The sequence below is a fragment of the Cupriavidus sp. CuC1 genome, assembly GCF_044627735.1.
GTDB classification, from domain to species: domain Bacteria; phylum Pseudomonadota; class Gammaproteobacteria; order Burkholderiales; family Burkholderiaceae; genus Cupriavidus; species Cupriavidus ulmosensis.
This window is the reverse complement of record NZ_JBIUHC010000087.1, coordinates 1-23604: the sequence shown is the minus strand read 5'-3', so window position 1 is coordinate 23604 and position 23604 is coordinate 1. Positions and strand designations below refer to the sequence as shown.

21 protein-coding genes and 1 pseudogene are annotated in these 23604 nt (G+C 65.1%); 6 read left to right on the top strand and 16 right to left on the bottom strand.

Features of this window, described 5'->3' with window-relative positions; translation table 11 throughout:
• Positions 1 to 153: 153 nt before the first annotated feature.
• The 3 genes from ACGLHR_RS31015 to ACGLHR_RS31005 all read right to left on the bottom strand — a co-directional run bounded on the left by ACGLHR_RS31015 (position 154) and on the right by ACGLHR_RS31005 (position 2074).
• On the bottom strand, positions 154 to 552 hold the full coding sequence (locus tag ACGLHR_RS31015; RefSeq protein ID WP_400098467.1) for a lysozyme inhibitor LprI family protein: 399 nt from the start codon (positions 550 to 552) through the stop codon (positions 154 to 156).
• Positions 553 to 701: 149 nt separating this feature from the next.
• Positions 702 to 1022: an H-NS histone family protein gene (locus tag ACGLHR_RS31010; RefSeq protein ID WP_006159731.1), complete on the bottom strand. Its 321-nt coding sequence runs from the start codon at positions 1020 to 1022 to the stop codon at positions 702 to 704.
• 554 nt (positions 1023 to 1576) lie between these two features.
• Positions 1577 to 2074: a hypothetical protein gene (locus ACGLHR_RS31005; RefSeq protein WP_400098465.1), complete on the bottom strand. Its 498-nt coding sequence runs from the start codon at positions 2072 to 2074 to the stop codon at positions 1577 to 1579.
• Positions 2075 to 2414: 340 nt separating this feature from the next.
• On the opposite strand from ACGLHR_RS31005, the gene ACGLHR_RS31000 reads away from it, so the two are divergent.
• Both ACGLHR_RS31000 and ACGLHR_RS30995 read left to right on the top strand, forming a co-directional pair.
• Complete coding sequence (locus ACGLHR_RS31000; RefSeq protein WP_400098463.1) at positions 2415 to 3365, top strand: LysR family transcriptional regulator; 951 nt, start codon at positions 2415 to 2417, stop codon at positions 3363 to 3365.
• 101 nt (positions 3366 to 3466) lie between these two features.
• Positions 3467 to 3940, top strand: coding sequence for a YbaK/EbsC family protein (locus ACGLHR_RS30995; RefSeq protein WP_318237031.1), 474 nt, complete (start codon positions 3467 to 3469; stop codon positions 3938 to 3940).
• 150 nt (positions 3941 to 4090) lie between these two features.
• Here ACGLHR_RS30995 and ACGLHR_RS30990 read toward each other — a convergent pair whose 3' ends face one another.
• The 11 genes from ACGLHR_RS30990 to ACGLHR_RS30940 form a co-directional block, all read right to left on the bottom strand.
• Complete coding sequence (locus tag ACGLHR_RS30990) at positions 4091 to 5092, bottom strand: Bug family tripartite tricarboxylate transporter substrate binding protein (protein ID WP_400098461.1); 1002 nt, start codon at positions 5090 to 5092, stop codon at positions 4091 to 4093.
• Between the two features lie 256 nt (positions 5093 to 5348).
• Complete coding sequence (locus ACGLHR_RS30985; protein WP_400098459.1) at positions 5349 to 6602, bottom strand: Zn-dependent hydrolase; 1254 nt, start codon at positions 6600 to 6602, stop codon at positions 5349 to 5351.
• Between the two features lie 55 nt (positions 6603 to 6657).
• Complete coding sequence (locus ACGLHR_RS30980) at positions 6658 to 7731, bottom strand: histone deacetylase family protein (RefSeq protein WP_400098496.1); 1074 nt, start codon at positions 7729 to 7731, stop codon at positions 6658 to 6660.
• Positions 7732 to 7785: 54 nt separating this feature from the next.
• Entirely contained in the window at positions 7786 to 8112 is a 327-nt protein-coding gene (locus ACGLHR_RS30975) for a cupin domain-containing protein (protein WP_400098458.1), read from the bottom strand.
• A gap of 40 nt (positions 8113 to 8152) precedes the next feature.
• Entirely contained in the window at positions 8153 to 9619 is a 1467-nt protein-coding gene (locus ACGLHR_RS30970) for an NAD-dependent succinate-semialdehyde dehydrogenase (protein ID WP_400098456.1), read from the bottom strand.
• 65 nt (positions 9620 to 9684) lie between these two features.
• On the bottom strand, positions 9685 to 10947 hold the full coding sequence (locus ACGLHR_RS30965) for a 4-aminobutyrate--2-oxoglutarate transaminase (protein ID WP_400098454.1): 1263 nt from the start codon (positions 10945 to 10947) through the stop codon (positions 9685 to 9687).
• 68 nt (positions 10948 to 11015) lie between these two features.
• Positions 11016 to 12653, bottom strand: a complete 1638-nt coding sequence (locus ACGLHR_RS30960; protein WP_400098452.1) for an ABC transporter ATP-binding protein — start codon at positions 12651 to 12653, stop codon at positions 11016 to 11018.
• 39 nt (positions 12654 to 12692) lie between these two features.
• On the bottom strand, positions 12693 to 13532 hold the full coding sequence (locus ACGLHR_RS30955; RefSeq protein ID WP_035859582.1) for an ABC transporter permease: 840 nt from the start codon (positions 13530 to 13532) through the stop codon (positions 12693 to 12695).
• A complete protein-coding gene (locus tag ACGLHR_RS30950; protein ID WP_400098450.1) occupies positions 13529 to 14533 on the bottom strand; it encodes an ABC transporter permease in 1005 nt (334 codons plus the stop codon). The genes ACGLHR_RS30955 and ACGLHR_RS30950 overlap by 4 nt, the downstream gene beginning before the upstream one ends.
• Before the next feature lie 172 nt (positions 14534 to 14705).
• The gene (locus tag ACGLHR_RS30945; RefSeq protein WP_400098448.1) at positions 14706 to 16322 is read right to left on the bottom strand and encodes an ABC transporter substrate-binding protein; all 1617 of its coding nucleotides are present in this window, start codon (positions 16320 to 16322) and stop codon (positions 14706 to 14708) included.
• An 86-nt stretch (positions 16323 to 16408) separates the two neighbouring features.
• Positions 16409 to 17740, bottom strand: coding sequence for an ArgE/DapE family deacylase (locus ACGLHR_RS30940; protein WP_400098446.1), 1332 nt, complete (start codon positions 17738 to 17740; stop codon positions 16409 to 16411).
• Between the two features lie 177 nt (positions 17741 to 17917).
• On the opposite strand from ACGLHR_RS30940, the gene ACGLHR_RS30935 reads away from it, so the two are divergent.
• From ACGLHR_RS30935 to ACGLHR_RS30925, 3 genes are all read left to right on the top strand, one after another.
• Entirely contained in the window at positions 17918 to 19516 is a 1599-nt protein-coding gene (locus ACGLHR_RS30935; RefSeq protein ID WP_318237792.1) for a PLP-dependent aminotransferase family protein, read from the top strand.
• Between the two features lie 56 nt (positions 19517 to 19572).
• Positions 19573 to 20604, top strand: a complete 1032-nt coding sequence (locus ACGLHR_RS30930) for an alpha/beta fold hydrolase (RefSeq protein ID WP_400098444.1) — start codon at positions 19573 to 19575, stop codon at positions 20602 to 20604.
• A 119-nt stretch (positions 20605 to 20723) separates the two neighbouring features.
• On the top strand, positions 20724 to 22154 hold the full coding sequence (locus ACGLHR_RS30925; protein ID WP_400098442.1) for an FAD-binding oxidoreductase: 1431 nt from the start codon (positions 20724 to 20726) through the stop codon (positions 22152 to 22154).
• A 42-nt stretch (positions 22155 to 22196) separates the two neighbouring features.
• On the opposite strand, the gene ACGLHR_RS30920 is transcribed toward ACGLHR_RS30925, so the two are convergent.
• Positions 22197 to 22511 carry a HigA family addiction module antitoxin gene (locus ACGLHR_RS30920; protein WP_400098440.1) on the bottom strand — a complete coding sequence of 105 codons (315 nt, stop codon included), beginning with the start codon at positions 22509 to 22511 and terminating at the stop codon, positions 22197 to 22199.
• A 12-nt stretch (positions 22512 to 22523) separates the two neighbouring features.
• Positions 22524 to 22733: pseudogene (locus ACGLHR_RS30915) on the bottom strand (type II toxin-antitoxin system RelE/ParE family toxin); the annotation flags it as partial.
• Between the two features lie 449 nt (positions 22734 to 23182).
• Between ACGLHR_RS30915 and ACGLHR_RS30910 the strand changes: the two are divergent.
• A partial coding sequence (locus ACGLHR_RS30910) for a transposase (RefSeq protein WP_400098438.1) occupies positions 23183 to 23604 on the top strand: 422 nt, incomplete at its 3' end.

Genomic DNA, 23604 nt, shown 5'->3' with positions numbered 1-23604 from the left:
CCGGTCAAAGCAAGCAACGATGTGGCCAACATGGTACGCCGTCACCTGGTTTTGACAATCCCACAGCCCTTGAACAGAATGGACAATTCTTTTTGACAATCAGGAAAAATGCGCAAAACAGCACATTCTTGAGTGCCGCTGACCAGGTGCTGGCTAGCGCCCTGCCGCTTCGGCGGCGAAATCGCTAAGCTCCCGAGCCCGGTCCGCCGTCATTTGCATGAAGCAGGCAGACGCGTTGACACCGGCGATCGTGCCGCCATCGGGATCGGCCTGGAAACCGCAATTGGCTTCCCGGAACTTTAACCATGCGCGCTGGGCGTCGAGCAGCTTTGCTCTCCTGGTGGGAGACAGGGCCTGTTGAAGGCTCTTATAAGCGGTATTCAGGGATTTATCCTGCCGCGCCGTCTCCACGGCGATGCAGTCGTGCATGCCGGCGGTAGTGACATCGGGACGGTCGATGCAAGCCCCGTATTGCCTTGACAGCAACTTCTCATCCGCCTGCGCGGCAAAAGACGCGCAAAGCAGCAACGCTGAAAACAGCGCTTTTTTCATATCGGGTCGGGGGGAATTGGGTAATGAGCGCCATTGGCCTTGCGCAAGGCTAGGCCAATGGCTTGCCGCAGTGCCCGCAAAGGGGAAACCAGAGGACAAGCTAGCGCCGGCGGGGCCGGCGCCACTGCGTCACTAAGACAGCAGCGCGATCAGGCTTCAGCGATCAGGAAGCGTGCGCGGTTCTTACCCAGCCATGCCGGTGCGCGGCCACGGCCCGTCCAGGTGGCGCCGGTCTTGGGATCGCGATACTTCGGGGGCAGGCTGGCCTTGGGCTTGGCCGCGGCGCCATTCGCGCTGGCGGCCGGGCGGCCCCGGCGGCGCTTCGGGGCGATGTCGTCGGCCGTCAGTTCGTATTCCGCCATCAGGCCCTGGATCTGTGCAATAACGCCCGCCACTTCGCTGGCACGCATCTCGGCCAGCTTTGCTTCGAGCGCTTCCTTCTCTGCAATCAGCTGCTTGTAAGTTGCCATTTTGATTCTCCTGGAGCGGTGTTAATTCAATGATAGGGAAAATTTGCTGGCATAGCCTACCACGTTTGATTAAAGAAAATCCAATCACGTAAGAAGTTGATACACCCGACCAAATTTCTACAAGAATTGAAAACGCCGTGGACACGCCCAATGCGGGTGCGATTGGATGCCGGATTGCGTGCGCGACGCGTCCGCATTCCGGATCGCAATGCGGGTTTCAGGTAATACCCTATACGCCGGATTTCTCTGCCATGCCATCGACGGCATTGGATCCCTTCATTGGCATGCGTCATAGCGGCGCACTCACTCAACAGCGCGATGACGCAATATGGCGACATCCCGAAAGGCTTTTGAAAGGACGATGCCCCGCATGCATGGCAGCCGCCATCCCCGTACTGACAGGAAAGATGTATGGACAATGTGATAGGAAAGGCTGCCAGAACAGGCCTGGCTTTCCCAAATTTGCCCCCAACTGGATAAGCGCACGGGCGTGAAGTTAAGCAATATCCACTTTTTATCGCAAGCCGGCAGGCATCCACTGCGCAACGCGCGCCCTATTCTTGATGCCTGACATTCAAGCCCGGCCAATCATCAACAAGCAGGAAATGGCAATCAGCCAGCGCGACGCAAGCCCCGGCGGACCGGCTCAGGCACCGCGTTTGATAGGGTGCATTCGCGCTTGCGGATTCAAGTGCCCACTGTCTTTCCAATAGGAGCCGGATTGCGCCCCAGGAAAAGACCGAGTGGATTTTTCCTTTCCTTGCCGACCGAGCCGGCAATACCGTGCAAAGCGCGCCATTCCAAAGAGAGCTGGCGACGCCAAAATTGGGGAATACACCATGCCGCATAGTCCGGTGGAAATCCCTGAGACGCCGATAGTGCCGCGCGAGTTCCGCCGCTTCTTGCATGCTGACGGGCATGGCCGTGGCTGCTGCCTTGATGACAGCCTGCGCCAGCAGGCCCGATCCGGCCGCACGCGCACCGTCCCAGGCCTTTGCCCACACCGCCGACACGCGCCTGGGACAATCGATGACCGCCGATAACCAGCTCACGGTACATGAGCGTACTCCAGCATGTCGGCCAAAGCCTGCTGCGGCTATTGCCGCTGCAGGATGAACCGTAGTGGCAATCCACGCCACCCCCGCACTGGAAGAAGCCGCCTTTCACGAAAATCATCGCCTCGACATAAGGGGAATGCATCGGCGCGATCCTTTGCGAATTGGCCTTTGACGTTATTCCTTTATCTTGGCTTGCCTGTCTTTAGATGGCGTGCCGCCACCCGGATCGGCCGGCATTGCGTGCTCATGCATGGATCATGCAACGGCTTGATAAACTGTTCGCCATGCCCGTCAATGCCAGCACGCTTTCACCCGAACAAAACCAAGGCACCAAATGGACCTGAACGCCTTACGCCTTTTCGTGGACATCGTCGACGCTGGCAACCTCTCGGCTGCCGCGCGCAAGCTCAAGATGACCCGCGCCAACGTGAGCTACCACCTGAAGGCGCTGGAAGAAGCGCTGGGCGTGCAGTTGCTGCGCCGGACCACCCGGCATGTCGAGCCCACGCCCGTCGGCGCCGGCCTGTACGAGCACGGCCGCAACATCCTCGGTGAAGTGGCGGCGGCCAACGCGCTGATCACCAGCATGGGCAAGAGCCTGCAAGGCCACGTGCGCTTGTCGGTGCCCACCGGGCTGGGGCACTCGATGCTCTCCCCGCTGCTGGTGAAGTTCAAGCACCGTTATCCCGACATCACCCTCGATGTGGTGTTCGACAACCGCATCCACAACCTGGTGTCCGAAGACGTGGAGGTGGCACTGCGCATCATCTCCACGCCACCGGACTCGGTGGTGGCAACCGAGATCGGCGTGGTCGAATGGGTGGTGTGCGGATCTCCCGGCTACCTGGCCACACAACCGCCGCTGCGCGACCTGGTCGATCTCAAGGACCACGCCATCGTCTGCGCCTCCCCCATCGGCCAGAAGCTCAAGGCCTTCGGCACGCGCGGCACCGGCAAAGACGCCGTGCGCGAGCAAGTGGCGCTGGAGCCCACGCTGAGCTCGGAGAATTTCGCCTTCCTGAAGGACGGCGTGCTAGGCGACATTGGCCTGGGCATCTTCCCGCTCTACGCCATCGGCGCGGAACTCGACGCGGGCACCTTGCTGCCCGTACTGGCGGATTACCACATCAGCGTGTTCGGCAGCCGCCTCTACATGCTGACCATGCCCAACCGCTACCAGACCATGGCCACGCGCTACCTGCTGAACTTCCTCAAGACCGAACTGCAGGCCTTGTGGCCGCAACCGCGCCAGGTGCCACCCGCGGATGCGCACGACGAGGCATGATGCGCTAAGCGGGGCACCCCGGCGCCAAGGGCACCGTCTATAGTAGGAAGCGCAGGGGCCGCCGCGGCCCTGAGCGCAACGTACAGCGAAGGAGACGCATCATGGCCTTGGCTACCACCCTGGCAAATTGCCTCAACAGCAGGAACAGCCGTTTCGACACCATCCGCCATCCCTACACCCTCAGCAGCATGGCCACTGCGGAGGCAGCGCACGTTCCCGGAGATCGCTTGGCCAAGACCCTGTTGCTGGAGGATGACATCGGCTACGTAGCCGCCGTGATCCCGTCCAGCCATCACCTGAACCTGGCGGCCATCTGCGCGCAAAGCGGGCGCACGCTGGTACTGGCCCACGAGGACGAGATCCGCGAAGTCTTCAAGGATTGCGACCTGGGCGCCATCCCGCCGGTAGCCATGGCCTACGGCATGCACACCTACCTCGACGACGCCCTGCTGGCCCAGCCCGAAGTGTTCTTCGAAGCCGGCGATCACCAGCAACTCGTGCACATGAGCGGCGACCAGTTCGCCGACCTGATGGCCGGCGCCGAGCACGGGCGCTTCTCGCGCCACATGATGTAGCGGGCAGTCTTTGGTTAGTTTTCCGGTATCAGGCAGCAGCCTCTCTCCCGCTGCGCGGGAGAGAGGCGCACGACAACGCAGATCCGGCTTGGTCGGCAAGCCGAGGCACCCGGCCCGCCGGGTGTTTTTTTAAGCCTCGCGCCAGTGGCCTTACTGCAGGCTGATCCCCGACTGCTTCACCAGCTTCTCCGTGCGCGGGATTTCCGCGCCTACCATGGCGTTGAACTCGGCCACCGAACCACCGCGCGGCTCCGCGCCGGTTGCGGCGAGCTTCTCGCGAAAGCCTTGGTCCTTGAGCAGCTTGTTGATCGAGACATTCAACTTGGCAACCACCTCGGCCGGCGTTCCCTTCGGCGCGACGATCCCATACCAGGGCGCGATATCAAAGCCCGGATAACCCTGCTCGGCAATCGTGGGAATATCCGGCGCCATCGGCGAGCGCCTGGCGTTGGACACACCCAGTGCGCGCAGCTTGCCCGCCTTCACATACGGCAACCCCGTCATGATGGTGTCGAAGTACATCGATACCTGCCCGGATAGCAGCGCGGGAATCGCCTCACCCGCGCCTTTGTACGGCACATGGACGATATCGATGCCCGCCAAGGCCTTGAGCATCTCGCCTGCCATATGCGACGTGGTGCCCGCACCAAACGAGGCATAGGTCAGCTTGCCCGGATTGGCCTTGGCGTAAGCGATCATTTCCGGCAGCGTCTTGAAGGGCAGGCCCGGGCTGGCCAGCAGGATATTGGGCGTGATGGCCACTACCGCTACCTTCTCGAAGGCGTCCGGATCGTAGCTGAGCTTCTTGTAGAGGAAGCGATTGGTCACCATGGAGGCGGGACCCGACATCAGCAAGGTGTAGCCGTCGCCAGGCGCGCGCGCGGCGGCCTCGCTGCCGATCATGGCCGCGGCACCTGGCCGGTTCTCCACGACGAAGGTCTGGCCGTATTCGCGGCCCAGGCCGATGCCGAGCTGGCGCGTGATGAGATCGGTCGCGGAGCCTGCCTGGAACGGCACGACGATGCGCACGGGTTGGGTGGGCCAATCGTGCGTGGCTTGTGCAAACGCCTGCGAGGTGGCAATGAGGCCGGTGGCCAGCATGGTGGCCAGCGCGATGGCGCCGGTGCGGTGTTGGAGCAAACGGAAGGACATGGGATTCCTTGCTTTTTGGAAGTGAGTCGTCGTGGTGGGAGCGACGGGCGATGCGTTTGAATTGCAAGTGCTGTGCCATCCGGTGCGAGACGGAATCTGGGTGCGCGCGGACGCGACGGGGCCGCCCCCGCCGTTACCGTGGTGTTGGGTTGGCTAGCGCACCGCGATGGTTAGCGCCGCTTCGGGCCGCGGTGCATCCTGCTTGTGCGGCGCACTGGTTTGGACTGATCCGGGACGGCTCCAGAGCCGCCGCGGATCATGCGCTCACGCCACCAGCCTGTGCCACCATCGCGCCAAGCAGCACATTGGCGCCGGCTTCCAGGTGCTCGGGCTTGGCATCTTCCACTTCGTTGTGGCTGATGCCGTCCTTGCACGGGACAAAGATCATCGCGGTGGGCGCCACCGTGGCGATATACACAGCGTCATGCCCGGCGCCGGTGACGATGTCCTGGTGCGTGTAGCCCAGCGCCGCCGCTTGCTGGCGCACGTGGCCCACCAGTTCCGGCGCAAATGGCGTGGGCGGGAAATACTGCACGTCTTCGACCCGCACGCCGAGCGGGTTGCCGGTGGTCTTGCCTTGCGCGAGTGCGTCGCAGGCTGCGCGCAGGCGGGCGTCCATCTCGGCCAGCTTGCCGGCATCCTGGTGGCGCAGGTCCACCGTGAACTTCACCGTGCCGGGAATCACATTGCGCGAGGCCGGATGGACATCGAGCACGCCCACCGTGCCGCGCCCGTGCGGCGCGAAATCATGCGCGATGCGCACCACCTCCTGCAGGATGAACGACGCGCCGTACAGCGCATCGCGGCGCAGCGGCATCGGCGTGGGGCCGGCATGGGCTTCCATGCCGGTCACGGTCACGTCGTACCAGCGCAGCCCTAGCGAGCCAGTCACCACGCCGATCACGTTGTCGGCGTCTTCCAGCACCGGGCCTTGCTCGATATGCGCCTCGAAATACGCGCCAATCTCGCGGCCGCCAACTTCGGCGCTGCCGGCGTAGCCGATGGCACGCAGCTCATCGTCCACGCGCTTGCCGTCGTTGTCGGTAGCGTCCAGCGCGGTCTGCAGCGGGAAGATGCCGGCGAACACACCCGAGCCCATCATCACCGGCACGAAGCGCGTGCCTTCCTCGTTGGTCCAGATTGCCAGTTCCAGCGGCGCCTCGGTCTGCACGCCTTGGTCGTCAAGGGTGCGCATGACTTCCAGCCCGGCCAGCACGCCAAAGCAGCCGTCGAACTTGCCGCCGGTCGGCTGGGTATCGATATGGCTGCCGGTCATGACGGGAGGCAGGCTTTCGTTGCGCCCCGCGCGGCGGCCGAAGATATTGCCGACCTTGTCGACCGTGACGGTGAGGCCGGCATCGCGCATCCAGCCCGTGACCAGGTCGCGGCCCTGGCCGTCGAGCGCGGTGAGCGCCAGGCGCGCATTGCCGCCGCGCGGCGTGGCGCCGATGCGGGCCAGCGCCATCAGCGACTGCCACAGGCGCTCGCCATTGATCTTCAGTGTCGTCATCTCGGCTCTCCTTGTTCGAGCGGAATCGGTTAGCGCAAGGGTTGCGGCCTGCGGCTCAGGCCATGGCAGGCACGAGGCCCGACAGGAAGGAATCGAGCGCCGGGCCGATTGCCTCGACCTCATAGCCGCCTTCCTGCACCACCACCGTGGGCACACCCAGCGCATTGACGCGCTCGCCGATGCCGCGATAGGCGTCCAGCCCCACGCGCAGCACGCTGATGGGATCGTGGATATAGGTGTCGAAGCCCAATGCCAGCACCAGTGCCTGCGGGCGATAGTCGCGCAGGGCATCAAGCGCGTTGTCGAGCGCGCCGAGGAAGCCGGCGTCCTCGGTGCCGTGCGGCAGCGGGAAGTTCAGGTTGTAGCCGTAGCCCGCGCCATAGCCGCGCTCAAAGGCATAGCCGGTATAGAAGGGGTAGTACGCGCTCGGGTCGGCGTGCAGGGAGATCGTCATCACGTCGGAGCGCTGGTAGAAGATCTGCTGCGTGCCGTCGCCATGGTGCGCGTCCACGTCGAGCACCGCCACCTTGTTGAAGCGCTTGAGCAAGGTCTCGGCGGCGATGGCTGAGTTGTTGACGTAGCAAAAGCCCACCGCGCGGTCGCTGTGCGCATGGTGGCCGGACGGGCGCGACAGCGAGTAGGCGATGCCCTGCCGGTCCTGCTGCTCGCACACGTACTGCGCGGCCGCCACGGCGCTGTGCGCGGAGCGCAGGATCGAGCGCCAGCTCTGCGGCCCGAGCGGCGCGCTCAGGTCGCCGAGGTAATAGCCGGCCTGCGCAATGATGGAATCCGTCGGGCACGGCACGCGGCGGGGCTGGTCCACGCGGCCGTTGTAGTAGGGCGAGAGATTGGGCAGCACTTCGATGCCCGGTTCGAACCCGGGCCGCGCCAGCGCCATCCAGCGCTCGTACGCATAGCCGAGAAAATCGAGATACGCCGGGCTGTGCACGGCCTCCAGCGGCGCGCGGCCAAAGTCGGCCGGCTCGGCCAGGGTGATGCCGCGCCCGGCCAGCGCGCGTTGCAGCGCGTGGGCCCGGGCGGGCACGTCGGTGGGTTCGCACAGGCGGCCCGCACGCATGAACTGGCGGGGCTGGTGCAGCAGTTGGTCATCCGAGAAGAAGGCGCGCATGATGGCTTTTTTGAAGGTGAGACTCACGTTTCCCGGCCGCTGGGGAGAGAGGAGCTACGCCCGCGTTGAATTTCGCGCGGGCGGCTGAGCAGCGGTTTGCTTAATTTCGATCTCCACGAACACGCATTCGCCTTCGTGCGCGTTGATCACGTTGTGCTCAACGCCCGCGCCGCGGTAGTAGGCGCGGCCCGCCACGAGCTGGCTGACGACTTCGCCGTCCGGCGTCTCCAGCCGCAGCGCGCCGGTGGTCATCGGCACCACCACATAGTCGTAGCCGTGGCGGTGATGCCCGGTCTGCGCGCCCGGCGCAAAGCGCCACTCGGTGACGACCACGCGGTCGTTGTCGACCTGCACGGTTGGTACGGCCTGGGGTCTGTTCATGGCGGTCTCTCCTGAAAACGCGTTGCGTTGTGGCGGGGGCTTAGCGGTCCACGCCGCCCATGCAGAGGTACTTGACCTCCAGGTATTCCTCGATGCCGTAGGAGGAGCCTTCGCGGCCCAGGCCGGATTGCTTGACGCCGCCGAACGGCGCCACCTCGTTGGAGATCAGGCCGGTGTTGATGCCCACCATGCCGTACTCCAGCGCCTCGGCCACGCGCCAGATGCGGCCGATGTCGCGGCTGAAAAAGTACGAGGCCAGGCCGAACTCGGTATCGTTGGCCATGTTGACCACTTCTTCGTCGCTGGTGAAGCGGAACAGCGGCGCGAGCGGGCCGAAGGTTTCCTGCTTCGCCACCACCATGTCCGGCGTGACATCCGCCAGCACGGTGGGCTCGAAGAACGTGCCGCCCAGGCTGTGGCGCTTGCCGCCCGTGAGGACGCGCGCGCCCTTGGCCAATGCGTCGGCAATGTGCTGCTCCACCTTGGCGACCGCGTCTTCATTGATCAGCGGGCCCTGCAACACGCCGGGCTCGATGCCGTGGCCGACCTTGAGCTTCTTCACCGCGGCGACCAGTTTCCCGGCGAAGGCGTCGTACACCTTGTCATGCACGTAGAGGCGGTTGGCGCAGACGCAGGTCTGGCCGGCGTTGCGGTACTTGGACGCCATGGCGCCTTCCACCGCGGCGTCCAGGTCCGCGTCGTCGAACACGATGAAGGGCGCGTTGCCGCCGAGCTCCAGCGACAGCTTCTTGATGGTGGGCGCCGACTGGCGCATCAGGATGCGGCCCACTTCCGTGGAGCCGGTGAAGCTGAGCTTGCGCACCACCGGGCTGCCGGTCAGCTCGCTGCCGATCTCGATCGAGCTGGCGGCGTCGCCCGTCACCACGCTCAGCAGGCCGGGGGGCAGTCCCGCGCGCTCGGCCAGCAGCGCCAGCGCGAGCGCCGACAGCGGCGTGTCTTCAGCGGGCTTGAGCACCATGGCGCAACCGGCCGCCAGCGCGGGGCCAGCCTTGCGGGTGATCATGGCCAGCGGGAAGTTCCACGGCGTGATGGCCGCGCACACGCCAACCGGCTCCTTGACCACCAGCAGGCGCTTGTCGGACGCGGGCGTGGCCAGCACGTCGCCGTGAACGCGCTTGGCCTCCTCGGCGAACCATTCCAGGAAGGATGCGGCGTAGACGGCTTCGCCACGGGCCTCGGCCAGCGGCTTGCCCTGCTCGGTGGTCATCAGCAACGCCAGGTCGTCGGCGTTGGCCAGCATCAGGTCGTACCAGGCGCGCAGCACCTGGGCACGCTCGCGGGCCGTCTTGCGACGCCATGCGGCCTGCGCCAAGCGGGCCGCCTCGATGGCGCGGGTGGTCTCGGCCGCGCCCATCAGCGGCACGGTGCCGATCAGCGCGCCGTCGGCGGGATTGGTGACGGGGAAGGTGGCGCCGCTGTCGGCGTTCTGCCACTGGCCGCCGATAAACGCTTGCGAGCGCAGCAGGCTCGGGTCCTTGAGTTGCATGATCGTTCAGTCTCTCTATCTATCTGTGGCTTGTTCGAAGATTGGTTCGCAGATCTGCTCGTGGTTCAGCGCGTGAGCACGTCGGCCAGGATATCCAGCCCTTCGTTCATCACCGCATCGGAAATCGTCAGCGGGAACAGGAAGCGGATCACGTTGCCGTACACGCCGCAGGACAGCAGCAGCAGGCCCTGCTCCAGCGCGCGGTTCTGCACCTCGCGCGTGAACTCCGCATCGGGCGCGCCATCGGCACGGCAGAACTCCACCGCCACCATCGCGCCCAGGCCGCGAATCTCGGCGATCTGCGGCACGCGCGGCTTCAGGGCTTCCAGCCGCTCGACCAGGCGCTGGCCGAGCGCCGCACCGCGCGGGATCAGTTGCTCTCCCTCCAGGACGTCCAGCACCGCCAGCGCGCAGGCCACCGCCAGCGGGTTGCCGGCATAGGTGCCGCCCAGGCCGCCGGGCGCGGGGGCGTCCATCACTTCGGCACGGCCGCACACCGCCGACAGCGGCATGCCGCCGGCCAGGCTCTTGGCCATGGTGGTCAGGTCGGGCGCCACGTCGTGGTGCTCCATGGCGAACAGCTTTCCGGTGCGGCCGAAGCCGGTCTGCACTTCATCGGCGATCAGCAGGATACCGTGCTCGTCGCAAATGGCGCGCAGCGCCTTGACGAAGTCCGGCGGCGCCACATTGAAGCCACCCTCGCCCTGCACCGGCTCGAAGATGATCGCGGCCACGCGCTTGGGATCCACGTCGGCCTTGAACAGGTGCTCCATCGCCTTGAGCGAATCCTCCACCGACACGCCATGCAGCGCGCACGGGTACGGCGCATGGAAGACCTCGCCCGGGAACGGGCCAAAGCCCACCTTGTACGGCACTACCTTGCCGGTCAGCGCCATGCCCATCATGGTGCGGCCGTGGAAGCCGCCGGAGAAGGCAATGACACCGGGGCGGCCGGTAGCGGCGCGGGCGATCTTGATGGCGTTCTCCACCGCCTCGGCGCCCGTGGTGAAGAAAGCGGTCTTCTTGGCGCAGCGGCCTGGCGCGCGCTGGTTGATCCGCTCGGCCAGCTCGATATAGCTGGCGTACGGCACGATCTGGTAGGCGGTGTGCGTGAAGCGCTCCAGCTGGCGTTGTATGGCTTCGACCAGGCGCGGGTGACGGTGGCCGGTGTTGAGCACGGCGATGCCGGCGGCAAAGTCGATATAGCGCTTGCCTTCCACGTCCCAGATCTCCGAGTTCTCGGCACGCTCGGCGTAGAAGTTGCACATCACGCCAACGCCACGGGGCGTGGCGGCATCCTTGCGGCGAGCCAGTTCGGCATTCTTCATCTGTTGCTCCATCTTGAATAGCGGTTGTGCTGTCGGGGTTGTACGGTTGGCGCGTACTCGCACCGGGTTCAAGCCGCGGCGCGAATCAGCGTCGGATCCCACTCTTTTCCGGGAATCGCGGCAATCAGCCGCTGCGTGTACGCATGCTGTGGCGCGTCGAAGATCTGGTCGGGCGGGCCGGACTCCACTACACGGCCCTTGTGCATCACGATTACGTGGTGGCAGATCTGGGCGGCCACGCGCAGGTCGTGGGTGATAAAGATCAGGCCGATGTTCAGCCGCTTCTGCAGGTCGCCCAGCAGCTGCAACACCTGCGCCTGCACCGAGACATCCAGCGCGGAGACGGACTCGTCGGCCACCAGCAGCTTGGGATCCAGCGCCAGCGCGCGCGCAATGCCGATGCGCTGGCGCTGCCCGCCGGAGAACTGGTTGGGGTAACGATAGAACGCGGAAGGCTCCAGGCCAACCAGCTGCAGCAGCTCTCGCCCGCGCGCCTGGGCCTTTGCCAGCAGCACGCCGTTGGCGACGGGGCCGTCGGTGATGATGCGGCCAACCGTATGGCGCGGGTTCAGCGAGGCGAACGGATCCTGGAAGATCATCTGCACATCGCTGCGCAGGGGGCGGAACTGCCGCTCCGTAAGGCGCGCGATGTCCTGGCCGTCGAACAGCAGCTCGCCGCCGTCGATGCCGGTCAGCTTCAGCAGGCATTTGCCGATGGTGGACTTGCCCGAGCCGGATTCACCGACGATGCCAAGCGTCTGGCCGCGCCGCACGCTGAAGCTCACGCCGTCCACGGCATTGACCACGCGCTTCTTGCTGAACAGCCCACCGCCCGAGGAGTATGTCTTGCGCAGGTCGCGCACTTCCAGCACGGTCTGGGCCACGTCCAGGTCGCGCGCCTTGGCGCGGCCATGCGGCACGGCACTGATCAGGCGGCGCGTGTAGGCATGCTGCGGATGGTTGAGCACTTGCTGCACCGGGCCCACCTCCACCAGCACGCCCTTCTCCATCACTGCCACGCGGTCGGCGATTTCCGCCACCACGCCGAAATCGTGCGTGACGAACATCACGCCCATGCCCTTCTCCGCCTGGATGCGCTTGATCAGCGCCAGGATCTGGGCCTGCGTGGTCACGTCCAGGGCCGTGGTGGGCTCGTCGGCGATCAGCAGCGCCGGCTCCAGGGCCAGCGCCATGGCGATCACCACGCGCTGGCGCTGCCCGCCCGACAGACGGAACGGATAGCTGTCGATCAGCGTGGCCGGATCGGGCAGGCCGACGAACTCCAGCAGCTCCAGCACGCGCTTGGTCCGCGCCTCGCCGGGGTAGGCATCGTGCACGCGCATGACCTCGGCGATCTGGTCGCCCACGGTCATCACCGGGTTAAGCGCGGACAACGGCTCCTGGAACACCATGGCCATGGCCTTGCCGCGCATGGACAGCAGGGTCTGCTCATCCTGCGCGAGCAAGTCCTTGCCCTGGAACAGGATCTGGCCGCCCTGCGGCTTCAGGTACGGCGGCAGCAGGCCCATGATGGCGTTGGCGCTCATCGACTTGCCCGAGCCGGATTCGCCGACGATGCAGAGGATCTCGCCGGCGTGCAGGTCGTAGCTCACATCCTTCACCGCGTGCGCGCGGTCGCCGCCGGTGGGCAGCGCAATGGTGAGGTCGCGCACGGATAGCAGCGGTAGCTTGTCTTGTGCTTGCATGGTGGCGTATTCCTTGTGCTTACTTGTGCTTACTTGTGCTTACTCGCCACGGCGGCGCAGTTGCGGGTTCATGGCGTCGTTCAGGCCTTCGCCGATCAGGTTGATGGACAGCACCGTCAGCAGGATGGCCACGCCGGGCCACACACTCATCCACCAGGCTTCGCGGATCATGGTACGGGCCGCGCCGATCATGAAGCCCCAGCTCATCATGTTGCGGTCGCCCAGGCCCAGGAAGGACAGCGCGGATTCCGTCAGGATCGCGGTGGCCACCATGAAGGACGCCGACACGATGATGGGCGACATGGCGTTGGGCAGGATCTGGGTGAGGATGATGCGCAGCGGCTTTTGCCCGATCACCACCGCCGCCTGCACGAACTCGCGCTGCTTGAGCGTGAGGAACTCGCCACGCACCAGGCGTGCCACCGGCGGCCAGGACACCACCGAGATGGCCGCCACGATGGAGTAGATGGTGGGATTGAAGATCGCCACGATCACCACCGCCATCGCCAGCTGCGGGATGGTCTGGAAGAACTCGGTGAAGCGCATCAGCGCGTCGTCGATGCGCCCGCCGCAGTAGCCGGCTACCGACCCGATCAGGATGCCGAACACCAGCGCCACGCCAGTGGAGATCACGCCCACCAGCAGCGAGACGCGCGCGCCGTACAGCATGCCGGCGGTGATGTCGCGCCCGAGCATGTCGGTGCCAAAGGGAAAGGCCGCTTCGGCAAACGGGCGCACCAGCGGATCGCCCACCATCAGCCAGGGTGACTCTTCATACAGCACCGGCGCCAGCAGCGCCACGGCCACCACCAGCAGCAGCACGACCAGGCCGATCACGGCGCCGTAGTTGCGGCAATAACGTTGTGCGAAGGCTTTCATGCCGTGGCTCCCTTGCCGCCCACCGAGATGCGGGGGTCGATGAAGCGGTAGACGATATCGGTCACCAGGTTGAAGAACACAACCAGCGCCGAGGTGACAAAGAAGATGCCGAGCAGCAACTGGTAGTCACGCTGCAGCAGGGCATCGAACATCAGCCGGCCGATGCCCGGCCAGGAGAACACGGTTTCGGTCAGCACCGCGCCGCCTGCCATCTGGCCGAGCTGGATGCCGGCAAAGGTGATGACCGGCAGCAGCGCGTTGCGCAGCACGTGCACGCGGATCACGCGGCCGGCGGGCACCCCCTTGGCGCGCGCGGTCTTGACGAAGTCCATGCCCATCACCTCCAGCATCGAGGCACGCGTCAGGCGCACATACACCGCCATGAAAAAGCAGCCGAGCGAGATGGTGGGCAGGAGCATGTGCAGCGCCACGTCCTGCACGCGCGCCATGCCGGTATAGCCCGCGCCGATGGTTTCCATGCCGAAGGCAGGCAACCAGCCGAGCACCACCGAGAACAGGATGATGGCCATCAGCGACAGCCAGAACAGCGGCGTGGCATACAGCAGCAGCGCCGCGGACATCACCGCGCTGTCGATCCAGCGCCGCTTGTTCTCGTAGCGCGTGCGCGCCGAGATCACGCCCAGGAACACGCCAAGCACGAGGGAGAACACAAAGGCGCCGCTCATCAGCACGATGGTGGCGGGCAACCGGTCCAGGATCAGGTCGAGCACCGGCAGGTGATTGCGATAGGAGTAGCCCAGGTCGAGCTTGGCCACGCCCTTGAGGTAGATGCCAAGCTGCGTGAGCACCGGCTGATCGAGCCCGAACTGCTGGCGCAACTGGCCGACGAAGGCGGCATCGCCGGCCCCGGCCTCACCCGCCAGCACGGTGGCAGGGTCGCCAGGCGCCATGCGGATCAGGAAGAAATTGATGATGACCACGCCGAGGACGACCACGAGGGCCTTCCACAGTCGGGATAGCAGGAAAGAGAGAAAATTCACGGCATGCTCCACACGGGCAAACGCTGGGCCCGGGCCGGCCGCGCCATCGTTACGCATCCCGCGCAGCAAACACGGGAAACGCAGCGGCGACGGAGGTGGCCGGCACCATCTCGCGCGCGCCGGGCGGATGGCCTGGCGCGCGAACTTACTGGCTGCTTCGGTACTTCCGTACTCAGTTCTTCTCGATGGAAACGTTATCGAACGACTCGTTCAAACCGATGGCGGTGGTCACGAGGTTCTTCACGTTCTTGCGGTACAGCGTGGGGAACTCCAGCTCGAACAGGTTGCCCGCGGCCACTTCCGTCATCAGGATCTTCTGCACCTCGGTGTAGAGCTTCTGGCGCTCGACCGGATCCATGGTGACGCTGGCCTTGGCCCACAGCGCGTCCGCCTGCGGATTGCTATAGCCCTGCACGTTGGCGAACGGCGTGCCCTTGACGATGTTCTTGGTCACGTAGAGCCGCTCCACGCCCAGCGCCGGATCGCCGTACTGGTAGGTGTAGGTGGCGGTCAGGTCGAAGTCCCAGTTGCTGACGCGGGCCGACCACGTACCGGCATCTGCCGATTCGATGCTGACCTTGAAGCCGAGCTGCTCCAGCATCTGCTTCATGTACTCGTCAAGCCGGTCCCAGTTGGCGCCGTAGGACGACGACAGGATCTTGACCGGGTACTGGCCCACATTGACGCCGGATTCCTTGATCAGCTCGCGCGCCTTCTTCAGGTTGAAGTCGTAGACCGGCGTGTTCTTGTCGAAGAACAGCGTGGCGGAGGCGAACGGGCTGACCGCCGGCTTGCCCATGCCGAAGAAGATGTTGTCCACGATCATCTTGCGGTTGAGCGCATGCATCACCGCCTCGCGCACCTTGACGTTGTTGAACGGCGGCTTGCGCATGTTCATCAGCAGGTTCGACATCGGAGAGAACAGCTCCCAGCCCTTGGTGGTGTAGTCCACATTGGGCAGCGCGCGCAGGCGCTTCACGTCCACGTTGTCCACGTCGCCGCCACGCAGCACCTGCACGTCGCCCTTCTCGAAGGCCACCGCGCGCGAGGCCGAATCCGGGATCACGTAGAAGACCAGCTCATCCAGGTAGGGCTTGCCCTTCTTCCAGTAGTTGGGATTCTTGGCGAGCTTGATGTAGGCGCCCTTCTTCCACTCCTTGAACATGAAGGGGCCGGTGCCGACGGGCTTCTGGTTGGCCGGGTTGTTGCGGAAGTCCGTGCCTTCATAGATGTGCTTGGGCATCATCGGCATGGTGCCGGTCTCGAACATCGAGATAAACGGCGGGAACGCTTCCTTGAGCTTGATCTCGACCGTGCTGTCGTTCACGGCGCGGATCGATTCCATGTACTTGTTGAGCACCGCGCGCGTGCGCACATGCACTTCGCGCAGCATCTTGTCGATCGAGAACACCACGTCGGCGGAAGTGAAGGGCTTGCCGTCATGCCATTTCACGCCGTTCTGCAACTCGAACGTGTAGGTCAGGCCGTCCGGCGAGATCTTCCACGACTTGGCCAGCTCCGGGCGCGGCTTGAGGTCCGGGCCGTAGGTCAGCAGGCCCTGGTAGATCTTGCCAGCTATGTATTGCGTGGGCGCCTGCGAGTTCATCGCGCTGATCAGGATCGGCGGCTCGGGCTGCACGATGCCGGACAAGGTGCCGCCAACGGTCTGCGCAACGGCGCCGCCCGCGGGCAAGAGTACCGGTGCCAGGGCCAGGCCGGCGGTTGCCAGCGCCATCGACACCAGGCTTTTACCAAAGCTCTTTTTCAGGTGTTGGGTGAGGTGTTTCATCGGTCAGTTTCCTGTGGTGGTGATCGTGATCTGCGGAGTCGGAAGACGAACGCAAGGCGATTGGAAGACGATTTGCTGCGTTGGCTTCAGGCGGTGGCCGGCTCTACGCCGCACCAGTCGTGCATGAACTGTGCGAGCGTGGTGGCAACCCGCACCATGCTCTCGATGGAAACCGACTCGTCGATGCCGTGGATGTTGCGGGCCTCGGGGCCGTAGCAGGTCACCGGCGTCTCCAGCATCAGGCGGAAGTGCCGCGCATCGGTGGTGGCGGTGGTGGCCTGGCGCCGTACCTCTTCGCCGTTGACTTTGCGGTGGGCCTCGCCAAGCGCCTGCATGCTGGGCACATCGAGATCGAACTCGCAGCCCGGTGCGTGGAAGCCTTCGTAGCGGATATTGAGCGTGAGGTTGCTGGCCAGGCGCTCCAGCGTGCCGCGCACGCAGGCTTCCACCCGCGTCTTGGCGTCGGTCACGCTCATGGTCGGGTAGAAGCCGATGCGAATGCCGAGCGTGCAGGTGCAGGGCACCGACGAATTCCATTCGCCGCCCTGGATCTGGCCGAGGTTGAAGTTGATCGGGTGCGCGTGGTCGCGATAGACGGCGGGGCGGTTCTCCGGCAGGTTCCACTCGGCCTCGAGCTTGCGCAGGTCGGCCATCACCTCGATGCCGGCCTCCACCGGGTTCACGCCGGTGGTCATATAGGCGGCATGCGCCGGGCGGCCGGTGAGCTCAACGAACATCCAGAACACGCCCATCTGCGCGCTCATCAGGCTCTCGCCCAGCGGCTCGGGAATCACCACGGTATCGAAGGACGCCAGCTTGCCGGCGCCCACCGCGCTGGCGAGCGCGGCCACGGTAGCCAGCGCGCCGTTGCCGGTGTTCTCTTCTTCGAGCACCGCGTTGAAGCCGACCGCGCCGGCGGGCTGCACGCCGAGATCCTTCAGCGCCCTATAGGCGGCGAGCGTGCAGATGATGCCGGCCTTCATGTCGCCCGCGCCGCGGCCGAACAGCCAGCCGTCCTCGACAAACGGTGCATAGGGCGACTGGCGCCACATCGACTCCGGACCGGTGGGGACCACGTCCAGGTGGCCATTGAACAGCACAGAGCGGCCGCCCTTCTTCGCCGGGCGATGCGTGGCCAGCAGGTTGTAGCGGCCGCCATCCGGACAGCACGGCGGCGAGAACAGCGGCAGGTCCTTCAGCGTCTCGCTGCGCAGGTAGATGCGCTCCGGCTCCAGGCCGAGCTCGCGCAGCGCGCCCTCCATGAAGGCCACGGCCGGCTGTTCCTGCCCTGAGGGGCTGGGCGCCGCCACGAACGCCGACAGCGTACGGACCATGTACGGCTCGAGCGCGCGCACGGCGGCGGCGATGGCATCGGTGGAAAGTGCGGGGGTAGCGGTGGGACGTTGCACTAGTTGCATCAAGTGGCTCCACTGGCTGTCCGGGGCGTGCGGTTGGAACATGCCCGGGCGGATCGAATCGGCCTGATCGGCAAAACGTCGTTGAGAAAAACGACGGTCGAAACAAGATGTGTCGAAACTTAGCCGATCATTGGTACCATACATAGATCCATATTTTTCTTTTCACGCGGGGCCACTTTGAAAGAGACGATTTTGTCGGAGCTGCTGTTGCAGCGTCTGGAGCGGCCCGCAGATGGTGCGGCGGATAAAAACGGCGCGCATATGAACCGCCAGCTCTACGAGATCATTCGCCAGGAAATCCTCGCTGGGTCTTTGGTTGCCGGTAGCAAGCTGCCTGCGTCGAGGCTGCTTGCGAAGGAGATAGGGGTTTCCCGCAATACCGTGCTCTATGCATTTGAGCAGTTGCTGGCAGAGGGTTATGTCACTGCGGCAAGCGGAAGTGGCACCTTCGTGTCGCAGAGTTTTCCCGACCATAGTGCATTGCACAACGTCAGGGCGCAAAGTGGCACCATGCCAGTGCTCGCAGCGCAGCAAAATCCAAACCGCTTCACGCTTTCGCGGCGCGGGCAGCATCTGGTGTCGCATTCCGGTGCGTCCGATCGCCAATGGGGTGCCTTCGTCTCGGGCGTGCCCGACGTTTCGCTGTTTCCGCACGCTGTCTGGGCACGGTTGCTGAACAAGCACTGGCGTGCACCCAAGCCTGAGCTACTGACGTATGCGCACAACGGTGGTTATATGCCGCTGCGCCGCGTGATGGCCGAACACCTGCGGCTGGTGCGTTCGGTGCGCTGCGAGCCCGAGCAAATCATCCTGACCACCGGCATCCACCAGGCCATCGACCTGATCGCCCGGCTGCTGGGCGACGTCGGCGACAAGGCCTGGATGGAAGACCCGGGCTATTGGGGCACGCGCAGCCTGCTCAACAGCGCCGGCATCGAGACCATCCCCGTGCCGGTGGATAGCGAGGGCCTGGCCCCGGACGCGGCCACGCTGCAGAACCCGCCGCGCTTTATCTTTGCCACGCCGTCCCACCAATATCCGCTCGGCATGGTGATGAGCCTGTCGCGCCGGCGCATGCTGCTGGAGTACGCGCGCCAGCGCGGCGCGTGGATCGTGGAGGACGATTACGACAGCGAATTCCGCTTCGAAGGCCGGCCGCTCGCCTCGCTGCAAGGATTGGACGAGCACGACCGCGTGATCTACATGGGCACGTTTTCCAAGACGCTGTTCCCCGGCCTGCGCATGGGATTCATGGTGCTGCCCAAGCCGCTGGCGCCGCATTTCGCAACAGGGCTGTCGGAGCTGTTCCGCGAGGGGCAACTGGTGCAGCAAGCGGTGCTGGCCGACTTTATCGAGGAAGGGCATTACGCCACGCATATCCGCCGCATGCGGCAACGCTACGCGCAGCGCCAGGGGCTGCTGCGCGAGGCCATCGCCACGCGCTTGGGCGCGGACTGGCCCACCTCCACGCATGAGGCGGGACTGCACATGGTGATCCACCTGCCGCCGGGCGCCGACGACCTCGGCATCAGCATGGCGGCGCGCACCCAGGGCTTGTCGACGCGGCCGCTGTCGCGCTATTTCGCGGACCCCGCGCGGGCGACCAACCAGGGCTTGCTGCTGGGGTATGCCTGCGTGCCGGACGACGAGATCGCGCCGGCCTTCCACAAGCTGGCGGAAGTGATCGAACCCGCGCTGGAGCATCTGGCGCGCACGCAGGCGCCGCGCCGTGCGCCGGTGGCGGGGATCAACCGGGAGGCCTGGAGCGGCGCTTGAGTGTGTCGATGCAAGAGCGGGCACAATAGCCACCATCCCCACCTGGAGCTGCCGACATGACCGTCGACAAAGACTACGCGCTGTTCGATGCAGGCACCGTGACGCTGCAATCCGGCCAGGCCTTCCCCGGCATGCAGCTCGCCTACAAGACCTTCGGCACGCTGAACGCCCGCAAGGACAACGTGATCGTCTACCCGACCTCGTTCAGCGCGCAACACTACGACACCGAATGGCTGGTCGCGCCGGGCGGCGTGCTGGACCCGGAACGCTACTTCGTCATCATCCCCAACCTGTTCGGCAACGGCCTGTCGGCGTCGCCGTCGAATGCCGCGGCACGGTTCGCGCCGGGCGCCTACCCCGCCGTCACCTACCACGACGCGGTGTCGGTGCAGCGCAGGCTGCTGCAGGAAGTATTCGGCATCGAGAAGATCGCACTGGTGTATGGCTGGTCGATGGGCGGCATGCAGGCCTACCACTGGGGCGCCTGCCATGCGGACATGGTCGAGCGGATCGCCGTGGTCTGCGGCAGCGCGCGTTGCTCCCCGTTCAACCAGGTCTTCCTCGAAGGCGTCAGGGCCGCGCTCACTGCCGATCCGGCATTCAAGGACGGCCGCTTCACGGAGCCGCCGCGCGCGGGGTATCGCGCCATGGGCCGCGTGTACGCCGGCTGGGCGCTGTCGCATGCGTTCTACCGCGACGAATTGTGGCGGCAATCGGGCTTTGCCTCGCTGGAGGATTTCCTGGCGAAGACCTGGGACGTCAATTTCGCGCGCCGCGACGCCAACGACCTGCTGGCGCAACTGTGGACGTGGCAGAACGGCGATATCAGCCGCTGCGACGCCTTCGGCGGCGACCTGGACCACGCGCTGGCGGCGATCAAGGCGCAGGTGCTGCTGATGCCAGGTCGCACCGATGCCTACTTCCAGGCGCAGGACAATGCCGCGGAAATCGGCAAGCTGACCGGCGCCCGTTCCGCCACGCTGCGGCCGATTCCCTCGGACTATGGGCACCGTGCCGGGAACCCGCACAATATCCCGGCCGATCGCGCCTTCCTGATCGAGGCGATCTCAGCGTTCATGGCGGCCTGAGCCCGCAAGGGCGCGACCCGATTGCGGCGATGGTGCCATCGTCACCAGCCCGATTGGCCCTTATCCCCGCGCCCATCCTCCCATAGCATAAGCACCCTTCTCCTTCACACGCACCGCACATGGCAAGCCCCGCTCCCCAAACCACCCCGTCCTCCGCCCTGCTTACGGAACTTACCGCGCTGCTGGACGCGGCCGGCCTGCAAACGGGCGACGCCATCGAGACCCGCTTCCGCAAGGACTGGTATGCGCCGCTCGGCACCGTGCCGCCGCTGGCGGTGGTGCGCCCGCGCAATACGGAAGAGGTCGCGGCCGTGCTGGCGCTGTGCCACCGGCTGCGCCAACCCGTGGTGCCGCAAGGCGGGCTGACCGGCCTGGCCGGCGCGGCCACGCCCGAGGGCGGCGAGGTGGTGCTGTCGCTGGAACGCATGCGCGGCGTGGAAGAGATCGATGCGCAGGCCGGCACCATGACGGTCATGGCCGGCACCACGCTGCAAGCGGCACAGGAAGCCGCGCGTGCAGCCGGCTGGCTGCTGGCGGTGGATCTGGGAGCGCGCGGCAGTTGCCAGATCGGCGGCAATATCGCCACCAACGCAGGGGGCAACCGCGTAATCCGCTACGGCATGATGCGCGACCAGGTGCTGGGGCTGGAAGCGGTGCTGGCCGACGGCACGGTGGTGTCGTCGCTCAACAAGATGCAGAAGAACAATGCCGGCTACGACGTGCGGCAGCTCTTCATCGGCAGCGAAGGCACGCTGGGCGTGATCACCCGGGCCGTGCTGCGGCTCGCGCCGCTGCCCTGCGCCACGCAGACAGCGCTGTGCGCGCTCGCAAGCTACGACGATGTGGTGCGCCTGCTGCGCCATGCGCAGCGCAAGCTCTCGGGGCGGCTGTCCGCCTTCGAGGTCATGTGGGCGGACTTCTACGGGCTAGTGACGACAAGAGTGCCCGGCGTGCGCGCGCCGCTGCCCGCCGGCCATCCCTTCTACGTGCTGCTCGACCTGCAAGGCAACGACGACGCGCAGGACGGGCCGGTCTTCGAAGGCATGCTGGAATCCGCGATGGAAGCCGGCCTGATCCAGGATGCTGCGGTCGCATCCAGCAACAAGGAAGCGCAGAGCTTCTGGCAACTGCGCGACGCGGTGGCCGAATTCCCGGTGATGTGGTCGCCCAATGCGGCCTACGACGTCAGCCTGCCGATCGGCCGCATCGGCGAATTCGCCGAAACGCTGCGCGCCCGCTTGCTGTCCGTGTGGCCGCATGCCGAGCCGGTCAACTTCGGCCATGTGGGCGACAGCAACCTGCACGTCAGCGTGTACCTGCCCGGCACCACCGACCAGGACTTCCCCGAGCACGAGATCTCCGACCTGATGTACGGCGTGGTGCAGGAATTCAAAGGCAGCGTCTCCGCCGAGCACGGCATCGGCTTTCACAAGAAGCCCTATCTGCACTGCTCGCGCACGCCGGAGGAACTGGCGCTGATGCGGCTGCTCAAGCGCTCGCTGGACCCGCACAATATTCTTAGCCCGGGGCGGGTGTTTGATCTCGGTTGAAGACAGCGCAGGGCCACCGAAAGCGAGGGTGCGCGAGTGTGTTCAAGCAGCTTCGAGATCGCGTGGCGCGATCTGGGCGGCAATCTCCTTGCCGTGTTCGCGCTGAGCGATTTTCAGGTCATAAGCCAGCTGCAGGTTAAGCCAGGATTCTGCGTCACCGCCAAAGTAGCGTGCTAGCCGCATGGCGGTGTCTGGCGTAATTCCCCGTCGCTCGCGCACGATGTCGTTGATGCGGGCCGCGGTGACATGCAGCGCCACAGCAAGCGCATTGGCGCTCATGTCCAGAGGGGCGAGAAACTCCTCGCGGAGGATTTCGCCGGGATGGACCGGTCGCATACCATTTTGGAAACGGGCCATGGTGATCTCCTTTCAGTGATAGTCCACGATCTCGACGGCCTCCGGGCCATCGGGCGTCCAAGCAAAGCACACTCGCCACTGATCGTTGATTCGGATGCCGTGCTGTCCCTTGCGGTTTCCTCCTAGCGCTTCAAGCCGGTTGCCCGGCGGGGATCGCAAGAAATCGAGAGTGGTGGCGGCAGCAAGCATCTCCAGCTTGCGTTCAGCCGCCGCCCTGATGTTACCGCCAGCGGCTGCGCCGTGCCCTGGGCCAGCGCTGCGGGCATGTCCGCGGCTTGCGGGGCTTGCGTGGCGCAGCCGCCCGCGGCGAACGCGGCGAACGCGGCGGCTGGTGTCCCGTTCCGCTGATTCGTTCGCAAAGTCTGTTGAGCTTGGCGCAGGAATTGTAGGTTGGGGGAAGTGTGCGATGTGTATTGCTTGTGGCCCGCTGACGCGGGTTTTGGCGCTTGCTGGGCGGGGTTTTGATGCTTCTAGCTGCTGATGCAGAATAGCGTGAGTGGGCGGTGTTTTAGCGCTTCTAGCTGCTGTCGCGGCTGTACGGTGTTGCCGTTTTAGAACGTGTGAGATGTCACTTTTCTTTACTCGTAAAGAGGGTGGAGACAAAAGAAAGAAAGACCTATTCTTCCTAAACTGAACATGGAGATGCAGTCATGGGGAAGATGGGAAGGCCCTTGGCCATAGACGAGGAGCATCACGCGCAGTTGCGGGAACTGGTGAGAAGCCATCCGAACGCGACGATGAGGGAGTTGGCCCAAGGCCTTGCCGAGCAAGGTGGCCCCAGGGTCAGCACAGTCACGCTGGCGGCGGCTTTGCGCCGCGCTGGATTGAAGCGAGTTGCGCAACCCAGCGCTGTACTCTATGCAAAGCCCAGTGAGCCCGCGCATTACGGCTACAGCGATTCTCATCGCCTGGAGCCGGCCGATCCAGGCAAGTACACCAGTTGCCTGACCGATGCCGAATGGGCGCTGGCGGCCGACCTGTTCGAACGGCCAGAGGGACATCGGGGACGACCTGCAGTGTACGAGAGGCGCCGCATGGTCGATGCGTGCTGCTACGTGCTGCGCACGGGCTGCTCCTGGCGCATGCTGCCGCG

Bases quoted from the DNA above. Each gene is read 5' to 3' on its own strand.
- ACGLHR_RS31015 (WP_400098467.1), bottom strand. From the start codon at position 552: ATGAAAAAAGCGCTGTTTTCAGCGTTGCTGCTTTGCGCGTCTTTTGCC.
- ACGLHR_RS31010 (WP_006159731.1), bottom strand. From the start codon at position 1,022: ATGGCAACTTACAAGCAGCTGATTGCAGAGAAGGAAGCGCTCGAAGCA.
- ACGLHR_RS31000 (WP_400098463.1), top strand. From the start codon at position 2,415: ATGGACCTGAACGCCTTACGCCTTTTCGTGGACATCGTCGACGCTGGC.
- ACGLHR_RS30995 (WP_318237031.1), top strand. From the start codon at position 3,467: ATGGCCTTGGCTACCACCCTGGCAAATTGCCTCAACAGCAGGAACAGC.
- ACGLHR_RS30990 (WP_400098461.1), bottom strand. From the start codon at position 5,092: ATGTCCTTCCGTTTGCTCCAACACCGCACCGGCGCCATCGCGCTGGCC.
- ACGLHR_RS30985 (WP_400098459.1), bottom strand. From the start codon at position 6,602: ATGACGACACTGAAGATCAATGGCGAGCGCCTGTGGCAGTCGCTGATG.
- ACGLHR_RS30980 (WP_400098496.1), bottom strand. From the start codon at position 7,731: ATGCGCGCCTTCTTCTCGGATGACCAACTGCTGCACCAGCCCCGCCAG.
- ACGLHR_RS30975 (WP_400098458.1), bottom strand. From the start codon at position 8,112: ATGAACAGACCCCAGGCCGTACCAACCGTGCAGGTCGACAACGACCGC.
- ACGLHR_RS30970 (WP_400098456.1), bottom strand. From the start codon at position 9,619: ATGCAACTCAAGGACCCGAGCCTGCTGCGCTCGCAAGCGTTTATCGGC.
- ACGLHR_RS30965 (WP_400098454.1), bottom strand. From the start codon at position 10,947: ATGAAGAATGCCGAACTGGCTCGCCGCAAGGATGCCGCCACGCCCCGT.
- ACGLHR_RS30960 (WP_400098452.1), bottom strand. From the start codon at position 12,653: ATGCAAGCACAAGACAAGCTACCGCTGCTATCCGTGCGCGACCTCACC.
- ACGLHR_RS30955 (WP_035859582.1), bottom strand. From the start codon at position 13,532: ATGAAAGCCTTCGCACAACGTTATTGCCGCAACTACGGCGCCGTGATC.
- ACGLHR_RS30945 (WP_400098448.1), bottom strand. From the start codon at position 16,322: ATGAAACACCTCACCCAACACCTGAAAAAGAGCTTTGGTAAAAGCCTG.
- ACGLHR_RS30940 (WP_400098446.1), bottom strand. From the start codon at position 17,740: ATGCAACTAGTGCAACGTCCCACCGCTACCCCCGCACTTTCCACCGAT.
- ACGLHR_RS30930 (WP_400098444.1), top strand. From the start codon at position 19,573: ATGACCGTCGACAAAGACTACGCGCTGTTCGATGCAGGCACCGTGACG.
- ACGLHR_RS30925 (WP_400098442.1), top strand. From the start codon at position 20,724: ATGGCAAGCCCCGCTCCCCAAACCACCCCGTCCTCCGCCCTGCTTACG.
- ACGLHR_RS30920 (WP_400098440.1), bottom strand. From the start codon at position 22,511: ATGGCCCGTTTCCAAAATGGTATGCGACCGGTCCATCCCGGCGAAATC.